This window comes from Asprobacillus argus, from assembly GCF_032248395.1.
GTDB lineage: Bacteria > Bacteroidota > Bacteroidia > Flavobacteriales > Flavobacteriaceae > Polaribacter > Polaribacter argus.
Genome location: NZ_JAVTTO010000002.1, coordinates 178,345 through 201,746, shown reverse-complemented (window position 1 = coordinate 201,746; position 23,402 = coordinate 178,345). Strand labels below are relative to the sequence as shown.

The 23,402-nt window shown below is 33.6% G+C and carries 19 protein-coding genes; 18 read left to right on the top strand and 1 reads right to left on the bottom strand.

Annotated elements, in window-relative coordinates; genetic code table 11:
• Positions 1–23 precede the first annotated feature (23 nt).
• The 15 genes from serC to RQM59_RS04550 all read left to right on the top strand — a co-directional run bounded on the left by serC (position 24) and on the right by RQM59_RS04550 (position 19,577).
• Positions 24–1,088 (top strand): 3-phosphoserine/phosphohydroxythreonine transaminase, encoded by a 1,065-nt coding sequence (gene serC, locus RQM59_RS04620; RefSeq protein ID WP_349240909.1) that lies wholly within the window; start codon positions 24–26, stop codon positions 1,086–1,088.
• Positions 1,088–2,038, top strand: coding sequence for a D-2-hydroxyacid dehydrogenase (locus tag RQM59_RS04615; protein ID WP_349240908.1), 951 nt, complete (start codon positions 1,088–1,090; stop codon positions 2,036–2,038). Before serC ends, RQM59_RS04615 begins: the two co-directional genes overlap by 1 nt.
• Position 2,039: 1 nt before the next feature.
• On the top strand, positions 2,040–3,275 hold the full coding sequence (locus tag RQM59_RS04610; RefSeq protein WP_349240907.1) for a DUF1015 domain-containing protein: 1,236 nt from the start codon (positions 2,040–2,042) through the stop codon (positions 3,273–3,275).
• Positions 3,276–3,278: 3 nt separating this feature from the next.
• The gene (locus RQM59_RS04605) at positions 3,279–3,941 is read left to right on the top strand and encodes a YggS family pyridoxal phosphate-dependent enzyme (protein ID WP_349240906.1); all 663 of its coding nucleotides are present in this window, start codon (positions 3,279–3,281) and stop codon (positions 3,939–3,941) included.
• 20 nt (positions 3,942–3,961) lie between these two features.
• Positions 3,962–5,041: an exonuclease domain-containing protein gene (locus tag RQM59_RS04600; protein ID WP_349240905.1), complete on the top strand. Its 1,080-nt coding sequence runs from the start codon at positions 3,962–3,964 to the stop codon at positions 5,039–5,041.
• A gap of 9 nt (positions 5,042–5,050) precedes the next feature.
• Positions 5,051–6,985, top strand: coding sequence for a DUF3858 domain-containing protein (locus tag RQM59_RS04595; protein ID WP_349240904.1), 1,935 nt, complete (start codon positions 5,051–5,053; stop codon positions 6,983–6,985).
• Positions 6,982–8,913 carry a DUF3858 domain-containing protein gene (locus RQM59_RS04590; protein WP_349240903.1) on the top strand — a complete coding sequence of 644 codons (1,932 nt, stop codon included), beginning with the start codon at positions 6,982–6,984 and terminating at the stop codon, positions 8,911–8,913. The genes RQM59_RS04595 and RQM59_RS04590 overlap by 4 nt, the downstream gene beginning before the upstream one ends.
• A 4-nt stretch (positions 8,914–8,917) precedes the next feature.
• Complete coding sequence (locus RQM59_RS04585) at positions 8,918–10,864, top strand: DUF3858 domain-containing protein (protein ID WP_349240902.1); 1,947 nt, start codon at positions 8,918–8,920, stop codon at positions 10,862–10,864.
• A gap of 106 nt (positions 10,865–10,970) precedes the next feature.
• The gene (locus RQM59_RS04580; protein ID WP_349240901.1) at positions 10,971–12,425 is read left to right on the top strand and encodes a C1 family peptidase; all 1,455 of its coding nucleotides are present in this window, start codon (positions 10,971–10,973) and stop codon (positions 12,423–12,425) included.
• Positions 12,426–12,435: 10 nt separating this feature from the next.
• Positions 12,436–15,882, top strand: coding sequence for a hypothetical protein (locus RQM59_RS04575; protein ID WP_349240900.1), 3,447 nt, complete (start codon positions 12,436–12,438; stop codon positions 15,880–15,882).
• A 300-nt stretch (positions 15,883–16,182) separates the two neighbouring features.
• On the top strand, positions 16,183–16,530 hold the full coding sequence (locus RQM59_RS04570) for a hypothetical protein (RefSeq protein WP_349240899.1): 348 nt from the start codon (positions 16,183–16,185) through the stop codon (positions 16,528–16,530).
• 73 nt (positions 16,531–16,603) lie between these two features.
• A complete protein-coding gene (locus RQM59_RS04565) occupies positions 16,604–17,092 on the top strand; it encodes a hypothetical protein (protein ID WP_349240898.1) in 489 nt (162 codons plus the stop codon).
• Positions 17,093–17,262: 170 nt separating this feature from the next.
• Entirely contained in the window at positions 17,263–18,087 is an 825-nt protein-coding gene (locus RQM59_RS04560; protein ID WP_349240897.1) for an ion transporter, read from the top strand.
• Entirely contained in the window at positions 18,088–18,987 is a 900-nt protein-coding gene (miaA, locus tag RQM59_RS04555; protein WP_349240896.1) for a tRNA (adenosine(37)-N6)-dimethylallyltransferase MiaA, read from the top strand.
• A gap of 71 nt (positions 18,988–19,058) precedes the next feature.
• Positions 19,059–19,577: an OmpH/Skp family outer membrane protein gene (locus tag RQM59_RS04550; protein WP_349240895.1), complete on the top strand. Its 519-nt coding sequence runs from the start codon at positions 19,059–19,061 to the stop codon at positions 19,575–19,577.
• Between the two features lie 35 nt (positions 19,578–19,612).
• Here the strand turns inward: RQM59_RS04550 and RQM59_RS04545 are convergent, their stop codons facing one another.
• Positions 19,613–20,431, bottom strand: a complete 819-nt coding sequence (locus tag RQM59_RS04545; RefSeq protein ID WP_349240894.1) for an RDD family protein — start codon at positions 20,429–20,431, stop codon at positions 19,613–19,615.
• Positions 20,432–20,454: 23 nt separating this feature from the next.
• Here RQM59_RS04545 and RQM59_RS04540 point away from each other — a divergent pair, with 23 nt between their 5' ends.
• The 3 genes from RQM59_RS04540 to RQM59_RS04530 are packed head-to-tail and all read left to right on the top strand — an operon-like array spanning position 20,455 to position 23,401.
• Positions 20,455–21,420 carry a stage II sporulation protein M gene (locus RQM59_RS04540; protein WP_349240893.1) on the top strand — a complete coding sequence of 322 codons (966 nt, stop codon included), beginning with the start codon at positions 20,455–20,457 and terminating at the stop codon, positions 21,418–21,420.
• A complete protein-coding gene (locus RQM59_RS04535) occupies positions 21,420–22,190 on the top strand; it encodes a hypothetical protein (protein WP_349240892.1) in 771 nt (256 codons plus the stop codon). The genes RQM59_RS04540 and RQM59_RS04535 overlap by 1 nt, the downstream gene beginning before the upstream one ends.
• A complete protein-coding gene (locus RQM59_RS04530) occupies positions 22,187–23,401 on the top strand; it encodes a DUF4350 family protein (RefSeq protein WP_349240891.1) in 1,215 nt (404 codons plus the stop codon). The genes RQM59_RS04535 and RQM59_RS04530 overlap by 4 nt, the downstream gene beginning before the upstream one ends.
• The last annotated feature ends 1 nt before the right edge of the window (position 23,402 follow it).

Sequence of the window (23,402 nt, the reverse complement as noted above, 5' to 3'; positions counted from 1 at the left end):
AGCCTATAAAACAACCAAATAATATGAAAAAACATAACTTTAGCGCAGGCCCTTGTATTTTACCTGAAGAAGTTCTGCAAAAAGCAGCCGAAGCCGTTATCAATTTTAATAATGATGATTTATCATTAATTGAAATATCTCATAGAAGCAAGTCATTCGTTGCCGTAATGGAGAAAGCAAGAAGTCTAGTTTTAGAACTATTAGATCTTGAAGGTAAAGGATATAAAGTGTTGTTTTTACAAGGTGGTGCCAGTACACAATTTTTAATGACTGCCTATAATCTTTTACATAAAAAGGCAGCCTACTTAAATACTGGAACATGGTCTGGCAAAGCTATAAAAGAAGCTAAATTGTTTGGAGAATTAGTTGAAGTAGCTTCCTCTAAGGATCAAAATTTTAATTATATTCCGAAAGATTACAGTATTCCTGAAGATGTAGATTACTTCCATTGTACTAGTAACAATACCATTTTTGGTACACAAATGAAATCATTTCCGCAAACGGAAAGTCCTTTGGTGTGTGATATGAGTTCTGACATATTTTCTAGGCGATTGGATTTTTCAAAGTTCGACTTGATCTATGCAGGTGCCCAAAAGAATATGGGACCAGCAGGAACTACGTTGATTGTTGTAAAAGAAGATATCCTTGGAAAAATAGACAGAGTAATTCCGTCAATGTTAGATTATCAAGTTCATATTGGTAAAGACAGTATGTTTAACACTCCTTCTGTGTTTGCAGTCTATGTTTCAATGCTTACACTAGAGTGGTTAAAAGATTTAGGTGGAATTCCTTTTATAGAAAAAGTAAATCAAAAAAAGGCCGACCTTCTCTATACTGAAATAGACAGAAATCCATTATTCAAAGGTGTAGTAGCTGTGGAGGATCGAAGTGTAATGAATGCAACATTTGTACTTACAAATGAAAGCTTAAAAGATACTTTCGACACGATGCTAAAAGATGCAGGTATCAATGGATTAAATGGTCATAGAAGTGTTGGAGGATATAGAGCAAGTATGTATAACGCATTACCTTTGCACAGTGTCCAGGCATTGGTAGATGTAATGCAAGAATTAGAAAGAAAATCATAATGAAAGTATTAGCAAACGACGGAATTTCTCAAAGCGGAATTGATGCTTTAGAAAAAGGTGGATTTGAAGTTATCACAACAAAAGTTGCGCAAGAACAATTAGAAGACTTTATCAACGAACATGGTATCGATGCTATCCTAGTAAGAAGCGCTACTCAAGTTCGTCAAGAACTAATTGATGCTTGTCCAAGTATTAAGCTTATTGGACGCGGAGGTGTAGGTATGGATAATATTGATGTACAATATGCTAAAGATCAAGGATTACATGTTATTAATACTCCTGCAGCTTCTTCAAGCTCGGTAGCAGAATTGGTATTTGCGCATTTGTTTGGAATGGCAAGATTCTTACATCAATCTAATAGAGAAATGCCATTAGAGGGAGATACTCGCTTTAAGCAATTGAAAAAAGCATACGCTGGAGGAACTGAGTTACGTGGAAAAACAATTGGTATTATTGGGTTTGGAAGGATCGGGCAGGAAGTAGCAAAAATAGGACTAGGTCTTGGTATGAAAGTGATTGCTGCGGATGCTTACCTAGAAAATGCTTCTATCAATGTTGAATTTTTTACAGGTCAGTCTATTTCAATATCAATCGATACCGTTCCTTTAGATACCATTTTAAAAGACAGTGACTTTATCACATTGCACGTTCCAGCGCAAGACAATTATATTATTGGTTCTAATGAAATTGAAAAAATGCGAGACGGTGTTGGTATTGTGAATGCCGCACGTGGTGGTGTGTTAGATGAAGTGGCACTTGTAAAGGCTATAGAAAGTGATAAAGTCAAATTTGCTGCTTTAGATGTATTTGAAAGTGAGCCTACTCCAGAGATTCAATTATTAATGAACCCTGAGCTGTCTTTAACACCACATATTGGAGCTGCTACCATGGAAGCACAGGATAGAATTGGAACTGAATTAGCTTCGCAAATTATAAGCCTATTGAGTTAATATGGCCATTGTAAAACCTTTTAAAGCTATACGGCCAAGCAGAGATAAAGTTGCGTTGGTTTCTTCTAAATCATATGAAGCTTATTCTCCTGCTGAATTAGGAGCAAAATTAGACTTTAATCCTTTTACATTTTTACATATTATTAACCCTGGATATAAGTATCATCAGGAAATTACAGGAGAGCAACGATTTGAAATGGTTCACAATCGTTATGAAGAGTTTAAAGAGAATGACATCTTTATTCAAGATAGTCTTCCGTCCTTTTACCTATATGAAAGTTCTGATGTAAACAATACATTTTGCGGTATTATCGCTGCAACATCCGTTGATGATTACAATAAAGGCATTATCAAAAAACACGAAGGTACTATGCAACACAGAGAAGAGTTGTTTGAGAATTACCTTAAAGTTACAGGATTTAATGCAGAGCCCGTGCTACTTACTCATAAAGACAATTCAGATCTTGACGCAATTATTGCTAAAAAGAAATTGGATCGTCCTGAATATGAGTTTTCTACAACGGATAAGAAACTTCATAAGCTATGGGTAATTTTTGAAGAATCTATCATTGCCTCTATCATTGACGTATTTAAAGATACCAGTTCTTTGTATATTGCTGATGGTCATCACAGGTCTGCTTCCTCTGCCCTTTTAGCTAAACATTTAACAGACGATAACGAGCATAATACAGGCGATGAACCGTATCATTTCTTTATGAGTTATTTAATTCCTGAATCGCATTTAAAGATTTCAGAATTCAATCGATTTGTAAAAGACCTCAATGGTTATTCAGCCGATGAGTTCCTAGTTCAATTGGATGCACATTTTAGAATTGAGAATAGAGGCCAACAAATGTATAAACCATCCAAGAAACACCATTTTAGTATGTATTTGAATGGAGAGTTCTATTCTTTATATTTACGAAAAGGCAGTTATCATTTTACGGATGCTTTAAGTACCTTAGATGCAGAAATATTGTTTCAGACCATCTTAAAACCAATATTAGGCATTCATGATCTAAACAATAACAATCGTTTAGGTTATACGAATAACACATTGGATTCATTGTCTTTAAAAACAAATGTAGATAATGGGACTTTTAAAGTAGGTTTTGGATTGATTCCTATTACTGTACAAGAAATGAAGGAAATTGCGGATGCTGAATTAAAAATGCCTCCAAAAACAAGCTATATAGAACCTAAACTACGAAGTGGCTTAACCATGTATGAATTTTAATATATGAGTACTATACAAAACAATCTGGATACGATAAAGGCATCCATTCCTGGTGGAGTGACCCTTGTTGCTGTTTCAAAAACAAAACCTATTTCTGATATACAAGAAGCCTATAATGCCGGTCAACGGGTTTTTGGTGAGAATAAGATTCAGGAAATGGTTTCTAAATATGATGAACTTCCTAAGGACATTCAATGGCATATGATTGGTCATTTGCAACGAAACAAGGTAAAGTACATGGCTCACTTTGTAGATCTCATTCATGGTGTTGACAGTCTAAAAACGCTGAAAGAGATTAATAAGCAAGCGCAAAAACATAATCGAATCATTAAGTGTTTATTGCAGGCTAAAATTGCAATGGAAGATTCAAAATTTGGTCTTTCATTTTCTGAGATAGAAACAATTCTTTCTTCTGATATAGTTGAGTTACCAAATATAAAAATTGTGGGGTGCATGGGAATGGCAACATTTACTTCAGACACTTCACAGTTGCAAAAAGAGTTTTCATCTTTACAACGATTCTTTGACACTCTTAAAGAAAAAAATCCTCAAATGACCATTCTTTCAATGGGGATGAGTGGAGATTATCCATTGGCTATAGAAAATGGCAGTACTATGATACGTGTAGGAAGCTCTATATTTGGTGCTCGAAATTATAATCCTTAATTTGCCAAACAAAAAGAGATTTGTACGCAATATTAGATATTGAAACTACCGGCGGAAAATACAATGAAGAAGGAATTACCGAAATTGCTATTTATAAATATGACGGACATACAGTTGTAGATCAATTTATTACGCTTATTAATCCTGAAAAACCCATTCAGGAGTTTGTTGTTAAATTAACTGGAATTAACAACAAAATGTTGCGCAATGCACCTAAGTTTTATGAAATTGCTAAACGCATTATAGAGATTACAGAAGGTTGCATTTTGGTTGCACATAATTCAAGTTTTGATTATAGAATTCTAAAGACTGAATTTTCTAGGTTAGAATATGATTTCTATAGAAATACAATATGTACGGTTGAACTGAGTAGGAAATTAATTCCAGATCTCGAATCCTATAGTTTAGGGAAACTATGTAAATCGCTAGGTATTCCTATGAGCGGTAGACACAGAGCATCGGGAGATGCCTTAGCAACAGTTCAATTGTTTAAATTACTTTTAGAAAAGGATGTAAGTAAAACCATCTTAGAGGCGTCTATTGAATATTTTGATAATAGGACCGAAAAACAACGATTCAATGCCATTTTAGAAACATTACCAGAATCTCTTGGAGTGTTTTATATTCATGATGTGAATGGAAAAGTGATCTACGTCGGACGTAGTAAAAATATAAAATCTGAAGTCAGTAAAGTGTTTCTTAAAAATACGAAACGTGCACTTAAAATTCAAAACAGAGTCCATTCTATAAGTTATGAAGAAACTGGAAATTTACTTTTTAATAGATTACGTTATTACTTAGAATTAGAGACACTAAATCCGAAATTCAATTTTAGGAGCAAGCGAAAAATAACTCAGGATAACTTTGCTCATGACAATTTCTTAATCGTTCATAAAGGAAGAACAATAGACGAGCATGCCATATTGTTAATCGAGAATAATCAAGTTTTCGGGTATGGCTACACAAACTTAGCTTTTCAGGAATCTCATTTAGATATTTTAAAAACTCTACTGACTCCTATTGAACAAAAAGCGTTGGCTAAAACAATCATAAAAAACTATTTAAAAAACAATGCTGTGACCAAGATAATTCGCTATTAAAAAAAATCAATGAAAAAGATATGCTTCGTGTTCTTTCTGGTTTGCTCAGTTAGCTACACTCAAATAAAAGGTGATTACTCGCTCGGAAAAGTAACTATGGATGAGTTAAAAATGACTCACTACGCTAAAGATCTGGATGCTGGAGCGGTTGTTCTAGATGAAAAAGGAGAAACGGAGACCGTCGAAAAAAGTTTGAACTATATCTTTCGTCAGACCTATTATGCACGAATAAAGATTCTTAAAAAAACGGATCTATATCTTGCGAATCGTAGAATATTTCATAATAAAGATTTTCCCATTAAAAACTTAAAAGCAACAAGTTATAACTTAGATGCACAAGGAAATATTCTAAAGACCATCATGCCTTCAAATCAGATTTTTCGGAATAAGGTTTTTAAAAATGCGAACAGTACGTCCTTTGCAGTACCAAACGCTAAGGTTGGTTCCGTAATAGAGTTTAGCTATACCATTACGAGTTATGGGTATAAAACATATGATTGGGAATTTCAATCATATATTCCAAAAATTCGTTCAACATATGATGCCTACATTCCAGATAAGATTGATTTCAACATTAGACTCATTGGCTATCTAAAATTGAAAGACACTTCTCGGGTAAGGGATAAATGCAGATCTATCTACAAAAATTGTTATAAAATGACACATGTAATGGACAGTATTCCGGCTTTTAAGAAAGATGTATATATGACGTCTTCTCGTAATTTTAGCTCAAAACTGGCATTTGAAAGAGCCTATTATAACAGTATTCTAAGAAAAGACGGAAATGAGCATTGGAATACAATTAACAGAATTGTAAGAGTAGATTTCAATTCAAAAACTCGTTATAAAAAATATTTTAAGGAAAAACTCCCAAGTCAAATCCTAAAAGACACCGATGTACTTTCCAGAGCCAAGAAAGCTTATACCTTCATTAAAGATCACTATACTTGGAATGGTAGTAATGATCGAATTCGTAATCTTGATCTAAAAAAAGCATTTTACGAAAGAAAAGGAAGTCTCGGAGAGATTAATATGGCGCTTTTAAATGCTTTGGAAGCTGTGGACATTGACGCCAAAATAGTACTATTATCCACTAGAGATAATATAAAGATCATCGATATACAACCCATTCTTACAGATTTTAATTACTTGGTTATTCGAGTGCATATTAACGACCAAACTTATTATTTGGACGCAACCAATAAACATCTAGAGTTTGGACTCCTCCCGTTTAAATGCTTAAATGGTAGAGCCAGGGTTTTTAATATTCCTGGATATAGCTTTTGGGAAGAAATTACTGCAAAAATACTGACAAAGAAAAACACTACAACTCGAATTGTTTTTGACAAAAAAGCTCAAATTTTCAAAGGAATATCTAGAATACGGAAGTATGGTTATACTGCTTTAGCTCTAAGGGATCGCTTGGATAAAGTTTCTAAAAGAGAGTATATTAGAAATCAATCTTTAAATAGATCTGATATTGAAATAGATAGCTATAAAATCAAGGATCTTGATAAAGTAACAAAGCCAACATTGGAAGTTGCTTCCTTTTCTATAGAGCCTTCTTCACTGTCTAAACATTCTTTTAGCATTAATCCCTATATATTTGATCAGCTAGTAAAAAACCCTTTTACATTAAAAGAACGGAAGTATCCCATAGATTATGGAACTTCTAAGAAACATACGAATCTAGTTCAGATAAATATTCCTGAAGGATACGAAATACGATTTCTGCCAAAAAATGTGGCTTTCAGCATAAGGGATAAAGAATTGTTCTATTACTTTCAAATAGTTCAAGAATCAAATATCATACAAGTAAAAAGTGTCTTCGAAATAAATAAGTCCATTTTTAGCGCCGCCAACTATGAAGCTTTAAAGGCCTTTTACGATAAGGTTATAGCATCACAAAAAGACCAAATTATTATTCAAAAAAAACAACCATGAAAAAGATTACCTTAATTTTCACTCTTATAACTTCCATGGTAACGGCACAAAAATTTGAAATTTCAAATATGAATGAAGTTACCATGGAAGAGCTACAAATGACGCATTACGAAAAAGATTCTTCCGCCTATGCCGTAATACTAGAAGAACGTGGTCATGTATACTTCAGAACAAAAAGTGGTCCAGATTATCGCAAGGAACTGTATATACGGATGAAAATCCTGAGTAATTTCACGAAAGATCTTGGTACCATAGAACTGTACATTATTCATAGCCCTGGTCTAGATAGACAACCAGATGTAGAAGGTATTACCTATAATCTAGAAGGTGGCCAAATTGTGAAAAGCTTTTTATCAAACTCGGATATTCAAATTAGGAAGCATACTAAATATATGGATATTATGACATTGAGTTTACCTAATGTTCGTGTAGGTTCAGTTATTGAATACAAAATATCCTCAATGGCTAGTAGCTATGGCATTTACGATTGGGATTTTCAATCTCATCTACCCAAGGTAAAGTCTAGCTATACCGCTAAGTTGCCTCTTAAACCCAAATACAACATTAAGCAGATTGGTACTTTGAAGCCCACAACTCAAAGCTCTGAGCTAGTAAAAAATTGCGTAGGAATAGAAAAATGCATTGAAATTAAACAAGAAATGCATGCTATTCCTGCATTTATAGAAGAAGATTATATGTTAAGTAAACGAAATTATGTTTCAGGTTTGCAATTTGAATATGACTACTTTGATCGATTTGTTAAAAAGGGAAAAGATCATAATTGGAAATCTGCAGATCAACTTGTGAAGGATTTGTTCGTGTTTAAATTAGATGAAGCCAAACTGATAAAATCTAGAATTCCAAAGGACATTTTTTCTGAGAACAATGCTCTCGTTAAAGCAAATAGAATATATGATTTTGTAAAAGATTACTTCACATGGAATGGAAATACACGCTTGTTTAAAGGAAGAACTACAAAGAAAGCGATCTCAGAAAAAAGAGGAAGCCTTGCAGATATTAACCTGACTTTATATAATGCCTTAAAAGCAGTAGATTTTAAACCTAAGGTTGTATTACTTTCAAATAGAGAAGAACGAAAGTTGAATAAGCTTTTTCCCGCCATATCAGAATTCAACTATCTTATTGTACTTCTTAAAATTGACGGGAAGGATTATTTCCTAGACGCCAGTGATAAACTATTACCTTTTGGGTTAGTTCCTTTCGACTGTCTAAATGGAGAAGCAAGAATATTTGATTTTGACGCAAAGGAGTTTTATTGGAAACAGGTCAAAGCTACCTTGGCGACTTCAGTAAAATCTTCTATTAGTTGTACTTTAAATGATGATGAAACCTTAACAGGGAAATTGTCTATTACCCGCAAAGGTTATGAAGCTCTGGAGTCAAGAGAAGTATTATCACAAATAAGAGAGGATCAATATTTAGAAGATTTTGAATCTGAAAATGTAGATTTTGAGATATCTTCCTATAAAAATGTGAACGAGAAGAATCTAGACAAGCCTTTAAAAGAAATCTATGAATTCGATCTTGATACAGAGGCTTCTAGTTCTAAAACTATTTTGATTAACCCTTTTATCTATGGCAGGCTAACAAAGAACCCTTTCAAATTAGAGGATAGACAATATGCGGTTGACTATGGGTATAAACGCAAGTATATCACCACAATTAGTATTAAAGTTCCCGATACGTATACCATAAAAAAAACGCCTCAAAAGCAAGCTATATATATGCCTAACAAATCGGCATCACTAATTGTTAATTCTTATTTACAAGGAAATACTATCAATATCTACCTAAAGATTTCTATTAATAAAATAACCTTTTACAAAGAGGAATATTTATATTTAAAAGAATTTTACAATGCTATTATCAAAGCAGAAAGTTCATTTATCGAATTAGAAAAAAAATAATAACATGAAAAAGATCACACTCATCATTTTGATACTGTTTGCTCACCTGAGTAGCTTTAGTCAAAAGTCAAAATCTACGAAAACAGGAAAAGCAACATTGGCAGAACTTAACATGAAAAGTTATGATAAAGATACCACAGCTAATGCATTGGTCCTCTACGAGCATGCTAACGTCTATTTAGATGCTGAAAAAGTGGATTTTAGAACTGACTACTATTTTCGAAAAAAAATATTTACCAAAGAAGGCGTTGACCAAGCAACTGTAAAAATACGAACCTATGGTAAAGAAAAGGTAAAAAACATCGTTGCTATTACATATAATATTAGTGGAAATGGAGGGATGCAAAAGAACTTTCTTCTTCCTTCAAAAATTTTCAAAAATCAATTGAATAAAGATTGGACCGAAACTAGTTTTACACTATCCAATGTAAAGCCAGGGTCTGTTATAGAATATTCGTATACCAAAACTTCGCCATATCCCGGTATTGATGATTGGTATTTTCAATCTAGTATTCCAAAATTACAAAGTGATTATGATTCGGCCATTATAGGTAATTATAAATACAACGTCAGAATCATAGGTAATTTATCATTGACTAAAGACAACCCATCTATTGATAATAACTGTCTTTATATTGAAGGTTTGGGGCAAGCTTCCTGCGCTGTTAGATCCTTCGGGATGTCCAATATTCCGGCGTTTAAAGGAGAAGATTATATGTTAAGTAGTAGGAATTATATTTCTAGGCTTTCTTTTGATTATGTTTCTTTTACCAGTACTAAAGGGGTGGTGAAAAAATTCTTAGAAGACTGGAAATCAGCGGATCGTACGTTAAAATTTACGTTCCTTAATAATCAGGCCAATAAAAAGAGTTTTTTCAAAAAGAGGTTACCAGAAACCATTTTTGGTATTGCAGATCCATTAGAAAAAGCAAAAGCCATTTATGACTATATCCAAAATAAGTATACTTGGAATGGCAAAAATTGGTCAAGAGACACCAAACTAAAGAATACATTCGAAGAAAAAACGGGTAGTGTTTATGACATCAACTTGTCTTTATATAACAGCTTACAAGCCGCCGATATAGAAAGTTATGTAGTAATGATTTCTACCAGAGAAAATGGAATACCCACAAAACTATATCCGATAATAACCGATTTCAACTATTTGGTAGTTAAAGTAATGGTGGATGGTAATGCTTATTTTTTAGATGCCACGGATAAATTTTTACCCTTTGGTTTAGTTCCCTTTAAGTGTTTAAATGGAGAAGCTCGAGTTATGGACTTTGAAAATGGAAGTTTCTGGCAGAAAATTTATCCCGCGAAAAGATCCTTTGTCAATACTCGAGTAAAATTTGTTTTAAATGAAGATGAGGAACTAGAAGGAAATATTATAATCAGAAAAGGTGGCTATGATGGGCTAAAACAGCGAAAAAGATTGCACAACGTAAAGGAGGACGCTATTCTTGAAGACTTTGAATCGCGAAATGCATATTTAGAAGTGGATGCCTATCAACAATATGATTTCGAAGATCTATCATCTCCATCTAAAGAAGAATATGAGGTGGTCTTAGATGCCGATTCAAAAAATCAGAATACCTTAACCATTAATCCTTTTTTAATTGATCGAATGGAATCCAATCCTTTTAAGTTAGACGAAAGGTTATATCCTGTAGACTTCGGCTATGAAAGAAAATTCACATACAGTTTTTCATTTGAAGTTCCAGAAGGATACAAGGTTGCCAAGGTTCCTCAAAGCGCGAAGTTTAAACTTGCAAATGATGGTGGTGAGTTAACTTTACGATCAAGGTCTTCATCATACAAAGTGGATCTATACTTTACGTACGACATTAAAAAAATTATATTTTCTAATTTTGAATACTACGGGCTTAAAGATTTCTATAATGAAATTGTAAAGATCCAAAACGCTATAATCGAGATTAAAAAAGAATAACATATTCATTTACAGCACACATACTTTAAAAATACGTCAAATGACGTATTTTTTTTTATATATTTAGAGAGGATATTTGCTAGCAGTAACTCTTAAAAACATCTCAATGAAGAAAATTACCTTCCTTGTTGCATTATTTAGTATCCCCTACATCTTATTAGCACAAGAATACCCAACCGGGTTAGAATTCAGCAAAGAAAAATATGAAGAAGTCGTAGAATCTGCTCCCATACTTATGAGGAGTTATACTTCACTTCCTTCTAGCTACAGTTTAAAAGCCTATGCCCCTACTCCAGGAAATCAGGGAGCACAACCTTCTTGTGTTGGATGGGCAAGCGGATATGGCGCAAGGACTATCGCGTACGCTATTAAAAATAATTGGAAGTACAATAAAACAAAAATCAATCAACATACATTCTCCCCATCGTTTGTATATAATCAGATCAAATTTAAAGGAGATTATAATTGTAAAAGAGGTTCATACATCGCAGATGCCATGAAATTGATCAAAAATAATGGTATCCTACGATTGAACGAATTTGGGTACAATCAAAAAAGCTGTACCTCTAAACCTACTTCATACAGCATGCAAAATGCTAAGAGGAATACCATATTTAGTTTTGAAAGACTCTCTAAATGGGGTGATAACTCCAATTCTTTTATCAGGAAAGTAAAAAAAGCTATTTCTGAAAAGAATCCAGTAGTTATTGGTATGAATATTAAAAAATCATTCTACAGAGCTAAAGGCTATTGGAATGCCTTTGGTTCTCAATCTATTGGCGGACATGCTATGGTAGTGGTGGGATACGATGATAATAAGTACGGAGGTGCCTTCGAGATCTTAAACTCCTGGGGAACATTTTGGGGAAATAGCGGATATATATGGGTTAAATACAGTGATTTTAAAACATATACAAACTCTACTTTTGTAATGGTAGATAATGTAACTAAGCCTGTTATAAAAGATACCACGAAAGATGATATTGTAACAAAATCTTCCATAAGTGGAGAAATTACGCTTCGTCTAGGCAATGGAACCGACATGACTCCTACGCTTTCAAATGAAGCCAAAAGAGGGTTCGGTATTGTAAAATCTACAAAAACTACCTACAGCATTAATAAGGTATACACATCAGGAACCCAGTTCAGAATCTATTTAAAAAGTAAACAACGAGGTTATGTGTATTTAATCGGTTATGGCTCGGCGGATAAATCTGTAAGCAAATTATATCCATTTGAGAACTATAGTGATTTCTTTAATTATACCAATAGCGAAATTGCAATCCCAAGTGAAGATTATTTTATCGAATTCGATAATAAGCCAGGCAGAGATATTCTTTGTGTTTTGTATAGTAAAGAAAAACTAAACATCAATAGTATTATTAGTAAGGCTAAATATGGTTCAGGAGATTTTGTGCAGCGAATAAAAAAAGCGCTACAGTACAAAATGTTTAAAGGAGATGATCTTACATTTAGCCAAAATAAAATTGCATTTACTGCAGCATCTAATAGCTCTTACGCTAAGGTAGTCCCCATATTTATTCAAATGAATCACCAATAAAAATTATGTCATGAGATTTAAATTAGCCCTCGTAATTTTAACCCTGTGCTGCATTTTTAACAGCAATGCGCAATCATCCTCATATGTATTCCAACAAGAATTTAATTCAAAAGGGAATTTTATCACCGGTAATAACAGTAACCGAGAAGTAAAAGTGGCGAATGGTCGTTATTACTTTACACATAAGAACAAAGAAAGTAGCTATTATGTAACTTCTGGCAGTATTTATTTTAATAAGGATAAGGATTTCGAATTAGAGACCTCTATTCAAAAAATATCAGGAGAACAAAACTATGGGATCGGATTTATCTATGATTATAAAGATGGTGATAACTATTCAGAATTTAACTTTTCTCCCAATGGGTATATTAGAGTAGCAGAGACCAGAAATGATCAATTTACGGCGATCAAAAAATGGACAAAAAATGATAAAGTAAAAACGGGTAATTACGCTGTAAATAAGCTACGTGTTAAGAAAAAAGGAAACTGGATTACGTTCTATATTAACGATTCTTATGTATATAGCACTTCTTATAAACGATTTATTGGAAATAAAATTGGTATTATTATTCACAGAAAACAAAAGGTGTCTGTGGACTATTTTCGGATCAAGTACCTGAATAACACTACCACCACTACAACGACAACAACCGGAAAAAAATCCATTCTATTTGATGGTTTTACCGATAATAAAAGCGACTGGAGCACCAGCAATACTGAAAAAGCATCACTAAAAATAGAAAATGGCGACTATATTTTTGACCATAAAAGAGATATTAATGGTTGGTCTAGTTCTAAAGAAATAAAGATAGATACCAAACGAGATTTCTACATTATTGCCAGTTTTAAGAAGATTTCTGGAATTCAAAATAACGGGTTTGGATTGGCTTTTGGTAGAAAGGACAACAACTATGAATATAACTATGTTATTACTGCTGGTGGTTCTTATGGAATATGGGATTGGAACGATGGTAAGAGCAGTTATATGAATAGTGCAAACAAAACATGGTCTAGCTCGGATGCAATAAAAACGGGTAATGGAGCATATAACACGTTAAAGATTGAAAAAAGAGGCAATACATTGAATTTTTACATCAATAATACACTTGTAGATAGCCCACGCTTTAGAGAATTCTATGGAGATCGTATTGGTTTTGTAGTTTACAAAAGACAGAAAGTAGCTGTAAACTACCTAAGTATCATGTATTTAGACAACAAGAAAACAGACACATATGTAGACACTACAAAAGATAATATTAGCAACTATACCTATTCAGATTCTGGTTTCCATTTTAGCGATCAGTTTACCAATAATTCAAACTCTTGGGATCAAACTAACGATGACAAGATTAGCTATAAGGTTACCAATGGTAAGTACTACTTAGAGCATAAAAGAACCTCTAAAGGGTATTCTACTTACGATGATGTATATGTAGATACAGGTAAGGATTTCGAAATAGAAACGAAGTTGGATAAAATAAGCGGTGTTACCAATTACTCATACGGATTAATGTGGGGTAAAAGCGGTGGTAATAGTTTTCGGTTTTATATCTCATCTGGCGGGTACTACAAGATTGTTAGGAATGTAGATAGCAAAGAACAGGTCATTAAAAAATGGACAAAATCCTCCTATTTAAAAAAGGGTAATGGGACTTCGAACACCTTAAAAGTTAAAAAAGAGAATGATAAATATAAGTTCTATGCAAATGGATATTATTTAACAGAATCCGATTACGAGCCTTTTTATGGTACCGATATGGGATTCGTGCTCTTTAACAAGCAAAAAATAGCGGTAGATTATTTGAGAGTTAAATATTTGAATACTACAAGTCCAGTCGTAACCAATAAGATCTTACAATTGCCATTACGAGATAATTTTTATAGCAATACAAATTCCTGGTACATAAGTAGTTCTGATAAACAAACCACTACGTTATCTGGTGGCAAACTAAAAATTCACAGAAAGCAAAAAGGAGGAACCTTTGTGAGTAGGCATGCGAATATAGATACTACTAGAGACTTTATTATAGAAACTTCTATTGCTAAAGAGATAGAAAGTGCTACAGGAATGTATGGCTTCACCTTTGGGCGTAAAAACTCTTCCAATGAATATTCATTTCTACTTTCCGATGTCGGCAGCTATAAGTTTAGAAAATTCGACAATGATAAATATGCTTCTATCATTCCGTTTACATCTTCTAGTTATATCAAATCAGGAGCGTACCAATATAATAAGATCAAGATCGTAAAATCTGGTGGACTCTTACGTTTTTATATCAACGATAAATATGTAAACGAAACCAAGTTTGAAGGTTTTTATGGAGATTACTTAGGGTTTACGGCCTATCACAATCAAAAGATTTCGGTAGATTATTTAGATATTCGATACAAAACCAGCACCTATAATGATCCTCCAGTTGTGGTTATTACAGAGCCCGATGTGAAGTTAAAACGAGGGTTTAAAGTGGTAAAAACCAAACGTATTATGGTCCGAGGTAAAGCTACGGATCCAGATGGTATTTTTGAAGTATTGATCAACGGTGTGGATGCCACTGTAAGTGCCAATGGTAATTTCTATGCCAATGTTCCTTTGAAGTTTGGTGAAAATGACTTGATCGTAAAAGCCACAGATATCAAACAGGCTTCTTCTACAAAAACATTTACAATCACAAGGAAATCACCCGATGTTAAAGACGATGATATTATCGTTGTAGATAATGACGACAAACCAAATATTGGCTTCGGAAAGTACTATGCCCTAATCATTGGAGTAAGCGATTACGGTAATAGTGACCTACAAGATTTAGCTGGTCATCCAACAAAAGATGCAACCGATTTGGCCAATATTTTAAAAACTAAATACAGCTTTAGACAAGAACATATTACACTTTTGAACAATAGTCCAACAGCGAATCAGATTAAAAGAGGCTTTGCAAACCTCAGAAAAAAGGTTACTGAAAAAGACAATGTTCTAATTTTTTATGCAGGACATGGAGATTACGACCAGGATAGCGAAACAGGAAACTGGTTACCCTCGGATGCTAATCCAGAGTTCTTTGAAAATGTAATTACCAATGCAGAGTTAAAAGTCTATATCAAGCAGATAAAGTCTAAACACACATTGCTCATTGCAGATGCCTGTTTTAGTGGTAGTATCTTGAAAAAGACGCGAGCTGGAAACTTGAATACGGCGCCTAAGTCAATCAAAAAGAATTATGAGCTAATGAGTAGAAAAGCCATGACCAGCGGAACACTAAAACAAGTTCCTAACAAAAGTGTTTTTCTTAAATACTTGATCAAGCGTTTATCTGATAATAAAAACAAGTACATCACCTCTATGCAATTGTTTAACAGTCTAAGCACACCGGTAGCAAATAACAGTGAGAATTTACCACAATTTGGGACCGTATTTGGTGTTGGTGATGAAGGAGGAGATTTTATTTTTGTAAAAAATTAACATCTTTTTAAGTGACTTTACTACGCATATTGCGTCTTATATATAGTTTCATAGTGTAGTTTTTGACAAGACTACTCCAAGTGTAGGCCTTCCTTCGGGAAGGCTTTTTTAATTCATGACTACTTGGTTCGATGCTTATATTTGAAGCATATGGTAATATTTAATACATAAAACTGTCTACACATTCATTTGCTCATTATTGGATTACGATTACTAAATATAACGGAACGCTTACTCATTCATGGGTCGGTAATCCATACGTAAAGGATAGATTTGAAGCATCATTAAACTAATCAACATATGAAGACTAAAAAATTCCTTTCAAAAATACTACTATGTTTCTCTTCATTGGTAATTACCTTATTTTTTATTCCAAACGCGTTAGATAAAATTGTACATCCAGATCAAACAGGCAAGGTTATCGAAAACAGTGCCATCATGGTAGGTACCGGAGTATTTCTATTAGTAGCAACCGGGTTATTCTTATATCACAAAACCGTTCTTCTTGGAACTATGCTCCTATCGCTTTATATGACATTGATCGTATGTATTCACATGTATAAAGGAAAACCTTATGAGGTTGCTATGTTGATCGTGATGGCAACCCTATTTGCGGCGTACATTAGAAAGCCAAATTTTACTAGTTAAAGAAGTTTTTGTGAAAATTGTCCAAAGAGTTGTGTTGAATTCGTCATATCTTAGTAATTACAAAACCAATCGTATGAAAAATTTCTACACAGGGTTATTGCTTCTTTTTTTGACAAGCAATATGACCGCGCAAAATAACTCAGAAGACACTAGGCAAACTTTACTCAAAGAAATACTAGGTCGTTGGGAAGGAAAGGGAACCTTGATGGGAAATCAAGCTACTTTTCAGATGCAATGGAACACTGCATTAAACAACAAGTTTGTACAACTCACCTTTTCCAATACGTTTACAGACAAACAGGGAATTACCAGAACACTAGCTTCCAAAGCTTACTATAATTTGAATACTAAAAAAGGCGTTTGGATTGACTCTCGGGGTATGATTCTTCCTCTTGCATTGGATTTTACTACAGATACACTTACTGTTTTGTGGGGAGATGCCCATACCGAGCAAGGTAAAACCATATATAAAGTGGCAGATAATGATATACAAACAGAAGATTATGTACTCAAAAATGAACAGTATTTTTTATTTGGAAGGGCTAGCTATGTCCGAAAGTAATTTTTAAAAAAATCCATCAACTAGCCTGAGAAAACTTCGAGTTAATAAACTCATTAATGAATTTATTAAATATAAAAAGAATTTAAGTTGTTCAAAGAGTATCTATTGATGCTTTCAAAACAATTCTAAAAAATATCGTAGTATTGTATAAGTATTAAACGACCGAATTCTTGAATACAAAGACAACATCAAAACCTTCCTGGAAACATAGACTTCATGAGATCATTTATGAGGCTGATACGCCTGCGGGTAAACTTTTTGATGTCGTTTTGTTAATTGCCATTCTTGCCAGTATTGTATTTGTAATGCTAGAAAGTGTAGAGAGTATCCAAAAAAAACACGGAGATCTTTTAAATATTGCCGAGTGGATCATTACTATTTTGTTTTCAATTGAATACGTATTACGAATCATATCCATTAAAAAACCGCTAAAGTATGTTTTCAGTTTTTATGGAGTTATTGATTTTCTTTCTACAATTCCAAAATACGTATCCATATTCTTAGTTGGGTCTCACAATTTGGCGGCCTTAAGGGCGCTACGTCTGCTTAGAGTTTTTAGAATTTTAAAACTGGCCAGATACATCGGTGAGTCTAACAGATTATTAGTAGCACTACGCGCCAGTAGAGCTAAAATTGCAGTTTTCTTATTCTTTGTAGTGATCATCTGTATTATTTTAGGAACCGTTATGTATATGATAGAAGGCTCTGAAAATGGATTTACCAGCATTCCTCGCAGTGTATATTGGGCTATTGTGACCTTAACTACCGTTGGATATGGAGACATTGCTCCAGGTACTCCGTTAGGACAGTTGATTGCAAGTGTCATTATGATATTAGGTTATGCTATTATTGCAATTCCTACCGGTATTGTAAGTGCAGAGATGAGCAGAACCAAGGTTCATACCAATACACAGGCTTGCCCTAGTTGTTTAAAAGAAAATCATCAAGATGGCGCTGATTTTTGCTATCATTGTGGTACTAAATTAAATGAATAAATGGCTACATTGATAACTGTTGTAGGACCCACTGCAATTGGTAAAACTACTTTAAGCATTAAGCTCGCAAACCATTTCGATGCGCCCATTATTTCTTGTGACTCACGACAATTCTATACCGAAATGACCATTGGGACTGCTGTTCCAAACGCAGAAGAGTTAGCGGCCGCCCCACATCATTTTATACAGAACAGAAGTATCTCAGAAGACTATAATGTAGGTCAGTTTGAAAAAGATGCTTTGGAATTACTATCTGAGCTTTTCAAAGAAAATGCTGTTGTTATTATGGTTGGAGGTAGTGGTTTATATGTCGATGCAGTGCTAAAAGGATTGGATCATTTTCCAGATGTAGATGAAAAAATTAGAACACAATTAACGGCTGATCTAGATCAGTTTGGAATTGAGCATTTACAAAAACAATTACAAGAACTCGATCCTATATCATATAACACTATTGCCATTGAAAACCCGCAACGTTTAATTCGTGCACTAGAAATATCAATCGGAACCAATATCCCCTTCTCTACTTTTAAAAACAAACCAAAAACACCGAGATCATTTCATTCCATTAAAGTTGGTATTAATGCTGATAGAGTCATTATCTATGACAGGATCAATAAGCGTGTTGATCGTATGATGTCTGAAGGGTTATTAGATGAAGTAAAAGGATTACTTCCATACAAAAATCTAAATGCCTTGCAAACGGTTGGCTACAGGGAACTCTTTCTGTACTTAGAAAATAAATCAACTTTAGAAGAAGCTGTTCAGGAAATTAAGAAGAATACACGTCGATTTGCAAAACGACAACTCACTTGGTTTAAAAAAGATCCAGAAATCCTATGGTTTGATCATTTAACAAAATTTAAGGCCATAATTAAGGAAATTGAAACAAAATTTTAACGCTTTTTGTGACCCTTAAATTTCTGTAAGCCAATCCCTTTTTTATCTTTGTCTCCCAAAATATAACGACCATGAGATCAAAGTTAATTCTTGTAGCTATCTGTTTATTTAGTTTAGCTACAACTGCACAGACAAAAGTAGGAACCATCGATAGTGAACTTATTATTGGTTTGATGCCAGAGACTAAAAAAGTCCTCTCACTTATAGAAAGTTATGGAAAAAGATTAGATTCTTCTTACCAAATAAAGTTTAAGGATTATGAGGCTAAGGTTACTGATTTTAGGCAAAAGCAAAAAGATTATCCAGAGAATTTAAAATCATTAAAGCTACAAGAACTTGCTAAAGCTGAACAAGAACTTCAACAAAGTAGATCTAATGGGAACAAACTTATACAAATTAAGCGAGACGAAGTTATGAGGCCGTTATATACGAAACTTAAAAAAGTTATTGCGGACATATGTAAGGCAGAAGGATATGCTCAAATATTAACTATATCTGGTAATGAATTCGCATATATTGATGAGAAATTTGATATTACTCAAAAAGTAATGGATAAACTAGGCATTAAGATCCCAGAACAAAAGAACTAATTAAAAAGAGAAGCCTTTGCTTCTCTTTTTTTTTGCTACATGTTTTGTGTGTAGTAGTTATAATCTTTTAAGACAATATCGATAAAGATTGTATCGCTTTCTTCTTTGGATTTGATCTCTGTCACCTCTTCAATTTTCTTTCTTAACTTTATCAAAGTGGCATGGTCATTTCTTTTTGATGCGCTCGAAAATGTATCTTTAATAATGCGCGCATCATTGTCAGAAAGCCTAACAACATTAGGGTATTTTGGAACATAATTATCTTGTAAATCTTCAGAAATGGTTTGCGAAAACTTAGCTTCATCTTTTAAATATATAACCACAGTATTTGCAGAAATATCCCCAATACGTTGACTTTTATCTGTAATAATAACACTGATAAACCCCACAAATTTCCCTCCGAAAAATGCAATTGCAGCCAGAGCAAAAAGGACATCGTCCGTTATATTTAAAGAATAAATATAGACAGCAAGTAGGAAGAAAATATTAAAATCTACCAATCTTAAAAACCATCGCATTAGGTAATCAGAAATCGTAGGTTTAAACCCATCAATATTAATCACGCGAATCCGCAATGCTTTTTTACCAATGGTCTGCCCATTCATCAAAATTTCTGATACTAGTGAATACAATAGGATAGGTGACATTACTATTACGAAAATTGCAGATCTAGACCAATAATCTGAACTGCTTCTACCCAATACACCAGCAAAATCAAATACGTAAAATGCCGTGTACCAATATGCAATTTTCAAAATATTGTCTAATGTGAACGCCAGAACCCTTTGTCCCAGATTCGCCAACTTAAAGTTGATCTTCACATTTTGTGTAGTATTTATTTGGAGCCTTTTCATACAATTATTACATTAGCTCTCATATGAGAGAGGTCGCTTTTATAAAGCAAAATAAAGAAAAATGGCTAGAATTTGAAGAAGTTATTTCAAATAATCAGAAAAAAGATCCTGATCTTTTAGCAGAGCTACATATTCAGATTATGAATGACTTGGCGTACGCCCAGTCTTTCTATCCAAAAAGTAAGGTTGTCCCCTACTTGAATAAGCTTGCCAAGACTAGTTATACCAACGTTTATCATACGAAAAGAACCAATGAAAATGCCTTTGTATCTTTCTTTTTAGATTCGGTTCCTTTGTTGGCTTATACGTATAGAAAATATATTTACCTCGCCTTTGCTTTCTTCTTTTTCTGTTTTTTTATTGGGCTTTTGTCAACATTAAACGACCATACATTTGCGAGGCAAATACTCGGTAATCATTATGTAGATACTACTCTGGAAAATATTGAAAGTGGCGATACGCTTGCCGTCTATAAAGGAGGGAGTGATTGGGGTGCATTTATAGGCATCTATTTTAACAATCAAAGAGTTGGATTATTAATGTTTCTCTCAGGGCTATTTGCCGGCATAGGCTCTGGTTTCTATATTGTGTATAACGGGATCATGGTTGCTGTGTTTCAGGCATTATTTTACCAATACAATAGTTTTTGGGATAGTGTAAAAGGAATTTGGATCCATGGAACATACGAAATCTTTGGAATGATTATAGAATCTGCTGCGGGTTATATTATTGGTGCCAGTATATTATTTCCAGGTACTCTTAAAAGATTTGAATCTTTTAAAAGAGGTATGAGAGATGCTTTCTATATTTTTCTAAGCACCATTCCTTTTACCATTATCGCTGCCTTTTTAGAAGGCTACGTGACGCGGTATTCTAATGTGATGCCTGCGTTCTTATGCTACAGCATTATATTATTTTGCCTTGTTACCATATCCTACTATTATTTAATATATCCATTTAAGGTGGCTAGAAAACATCAATTACGCTAATGCAGAAAGTTCTAGTCATATGTCTTTTATTGATCACAACTATAGGATATTGTCAAGATAGTCTAGATGACATCCTTGCCGACAGTCTTGCGGTTGAACTTGAAGCTCAAGAGAAAGCCGTTAGTTATTTTTCAGATTCAACCTATGTTAAAGACTTAAATTATGATGAAAGAAGATCACTTCCCAAGGATCTGGATGAAAAATATTCGGGTGCCGAATTCACCTATATTGACAACTTAAAGAAACCTGAACCACCAAAAGAAGAAACTAAAAAACAGAAGAAAACGAACCAGAAATTTGCCAATGGATTCGTCTATTTCATGTCTAATATATTCCCATTCCTTCTCGCCATAGTTGTTATTCTTATCTTGCTAAGATCCTTTCTAGATATTAGCTTCAATTTTGGCGGTGCACGAAAGCTTCAAAGGAATAAGGTCTCAAAGTTGGTTTCAGAAGATGAGGACATCCATGTAACGGATATTAATACATTGCTTTCCAAAGCGGTTAAGGATAAGGATTACAGGCTAGCTACACGTTATTATTATTTGTCTCTTTTAAAATTACTTTCAGATCATGAATTGATCAACTACGATAAGGATAAAACAAATTCAGAATATTTGTTCGAGTTAAAAGATACCAAGATGCGTTCCCATTTTTCATACCTATCGTATATATACAATTATGTGTGGTATGGAGAATTTGCAGTAGATGAGCTCAAGTTTTCGACTATAGAAAACAAGTATAAATCATTTTTAAAGTCGATTAAATGATTTGTAAAAAGCACATATATATTCTCTTTCTTATTGCTATTACCAGCATATTTAGCGGATGCAAAGAAACGGATTGGTATGAAAACTATAAGGTAAAAAACAAGTCTCCATTTGGAACCTATATTGTCTATAACGAGCTTAGTGAGCTTTTTTACAGATATGAGGTTAAGTATTTAGAAAAGAACATTGTTGATTATTTAAGGGAAGATTATATAAGTGCCTATGACGAAGCAAACTATGTTTGCATCAACAATCACGCTCCAAAGATAAATGGCGGAGGAATTGCTGAGATTTTGGAATTTGTAAAAGAAGGTAATGACGCTTTCTTTTCTTTAAATTATTATAATGAATACCTAAAAGAAGCGCTAGAAATTGACACGGAAAATTTAGATTTTTCAGCCTATAATATTCCAGCGAAGCTCAAATTATTAGAAGGTGATTTGTATTTAAAAAACAACGATTTTCTAAATCAACCTTATTCATTCGACCGGAATCTTAGACGAAACTATTTCACATCTTACAATTCAAAAAATACCATAGTTCTCGGCACTCAAGAGATTAATGGCACAGAAGAACCGATCTTTTTGAAAATATACCATGGTAAAGGTGCTATATACCTTCATACGCAGCCTATTGTATTCACCAATTATTACATGTTAAGTGGTAGGGAAAAATATGCCGAGGATCTTTTGTCCTATTTACCAAACAGAGAAACTATATGGGATCCACAAATAAGATCAAGTACAGACTCCGACGGTCCGAATAGGTCGGAATCTGTATTTTCTTTTTTCTGGAGAAATAGTTCATTAAAGTGGTTTTTATATGTATCCTTTTTCGGTTTACTCTTATTCATGATCTTTAATGCCAGAAGAAAGCAACGGCCAATACCCATCATTTCGGCATCTAAAAATTCTACAGTAGAGTTTACACATACCATTTCCAATCTATATCTTAAGAATGATAATCATAAGAGCCTTGTAGATAAAAAAATACAATTCTTCTTAGAAAAAGTAAGAACTAAATACCTTATTGATACGAACAACCTAAATAACGATTTTATGGAAAGGTTGGCATTAAAATCTGGAAATAAACTGAGACAAACAAAGTATTTAATCAATACTATAATTGCCTTAAATAAAAAACAATCATGTTCCGAGGAAGATCTAATCGGACTACATAAAATGATAGAAAACTTTTTGAAACGAAAATAAT

What these genes read in the sequence shown, in the direction of transcription:
- RQM59_RS04535 (WP_349240892.1), top strand. Translation starts at nt 21,420, where the DNA reads ATGCAGAAAGTTCTAGTCATATGTCTTTTATTGATCACAACTATAGGA.
- RQM59_RS04610 (WP_349240907.1), top strand. Translation starts at nt 2,040, where the DNA reads ATGGCCATTGTAAAACCTTTTAAAGCTATACGGCCAAGCAGAGATAAA.
- serC (WP_349240909.1), top strand. Translation starts at nt 24, where the DNA reads ATGAAAAAACATAACTTTAGCGCAGGCCCTTGTATTTTACCTGAAGAA.
- RQM59_RS04540 (WP_349240893.1), top strand. Translation starts at nt 20,455, where the DNA reads ATGAGAGAGGTCGCTTTTATAAAGCAAAATAAAGAAAAATGGCTAGAA.
- miaA (WP_349240896.1), top strand. Translation starts at nt 18,088, where the DNA reads ATGGCTACATTGATAACTGTTGTAGGACCCACTGCAATTGGTAAAACT.
- RQM59_RS04530 (WP_349240891.1), top strand. Translation starts at nt 22,187, where the DNA reads ATGATTTGTAAAAAGCACATATATATTCTCTTTCTTATTGCTATTACC.
- RQM59_RS04570 (WP_349240899.1), top strand. Translation starts at nt 16,183, where the DNA reads ATGAAGACTAAAAAATTCCTTTCAAAAATACTACTATGTTTCTCTTCA.
- RQM59_RS04605 (WP_349240906.1), top strand. Translation starts at nt 3,279, where the DNA reads ATGAGTACTATACAAAACAATCTGGATACGATAAAGGCATCCATTCCT.
- RQM59_RS04590 (WP_349240903.1), top strand. Translation starts at nt 6,982, where the DNA reads ATGAAAAAGATTACCTTAATTTTCACTCTTATAACTTCCATGGTAACG.
- RQM59_RS04585 (WP_349240902.1), top strand. Translation starts at nt 8,918, where the DNA reads ATGAAAAAGATCACACTCATCATTTTGATACTGTTTGCTCACCTGAGT.
- RQM59_RS04545 (WP_349240894.1), bottom strand. Translation starts at nt 20,431, where the DNA reads ATGAAAAGGCTCCAAATAAATACTACACAAAATGTGAAGATCAACTTT.
- RQM59_RS04565 (WP_349240898.1), top strand. Translation starts at nt 16,604, where the DNA reads ATGAAAAATTTCTACACAGGGTTATTGCTTCTTTTTTTGACAAGCAAT.
- RQM59_RS04580 (WP_349240901.1), top strand. Translation starts at nt 10,971, where the DNA reads ATGAAGAAAATTACCTTCCTTGTTGCATTATTTAGTATCCCCTACATC.
- RQM59_RS04595 (WP_349240904.1), top strand. Translation starts at nt 5,051, where the DNA reads ATGAAAAAGATATGCTTCGTGTTCTTTCTGGTTTGCTCAGTTAGCTAC.
- RQM59_RS04575 (WP_349240900.1), top strand. Translation starts at nt 12,436, where the DNA reads ATGAGATTTAAATTAGCCCTCGTAATTTTAACCCTGTGCTGCATTTTT.
- RQM59_RS04550 (WP_349240895.1), top strand. Translation starts at nt 19,059, where the DNA reads ATGAGATCAAAGTTAATTCTTGTAGCTATCTGTTTATTTAGTTTAGCT.
- RQM59_RS04615 (WP_349240908.1), top strand. Translation starts at nt 1,088, where the DNA reads ATGAAAGTATTAGCAAACGACGGAATTTCTCAAAGCGGAATTGATGCT.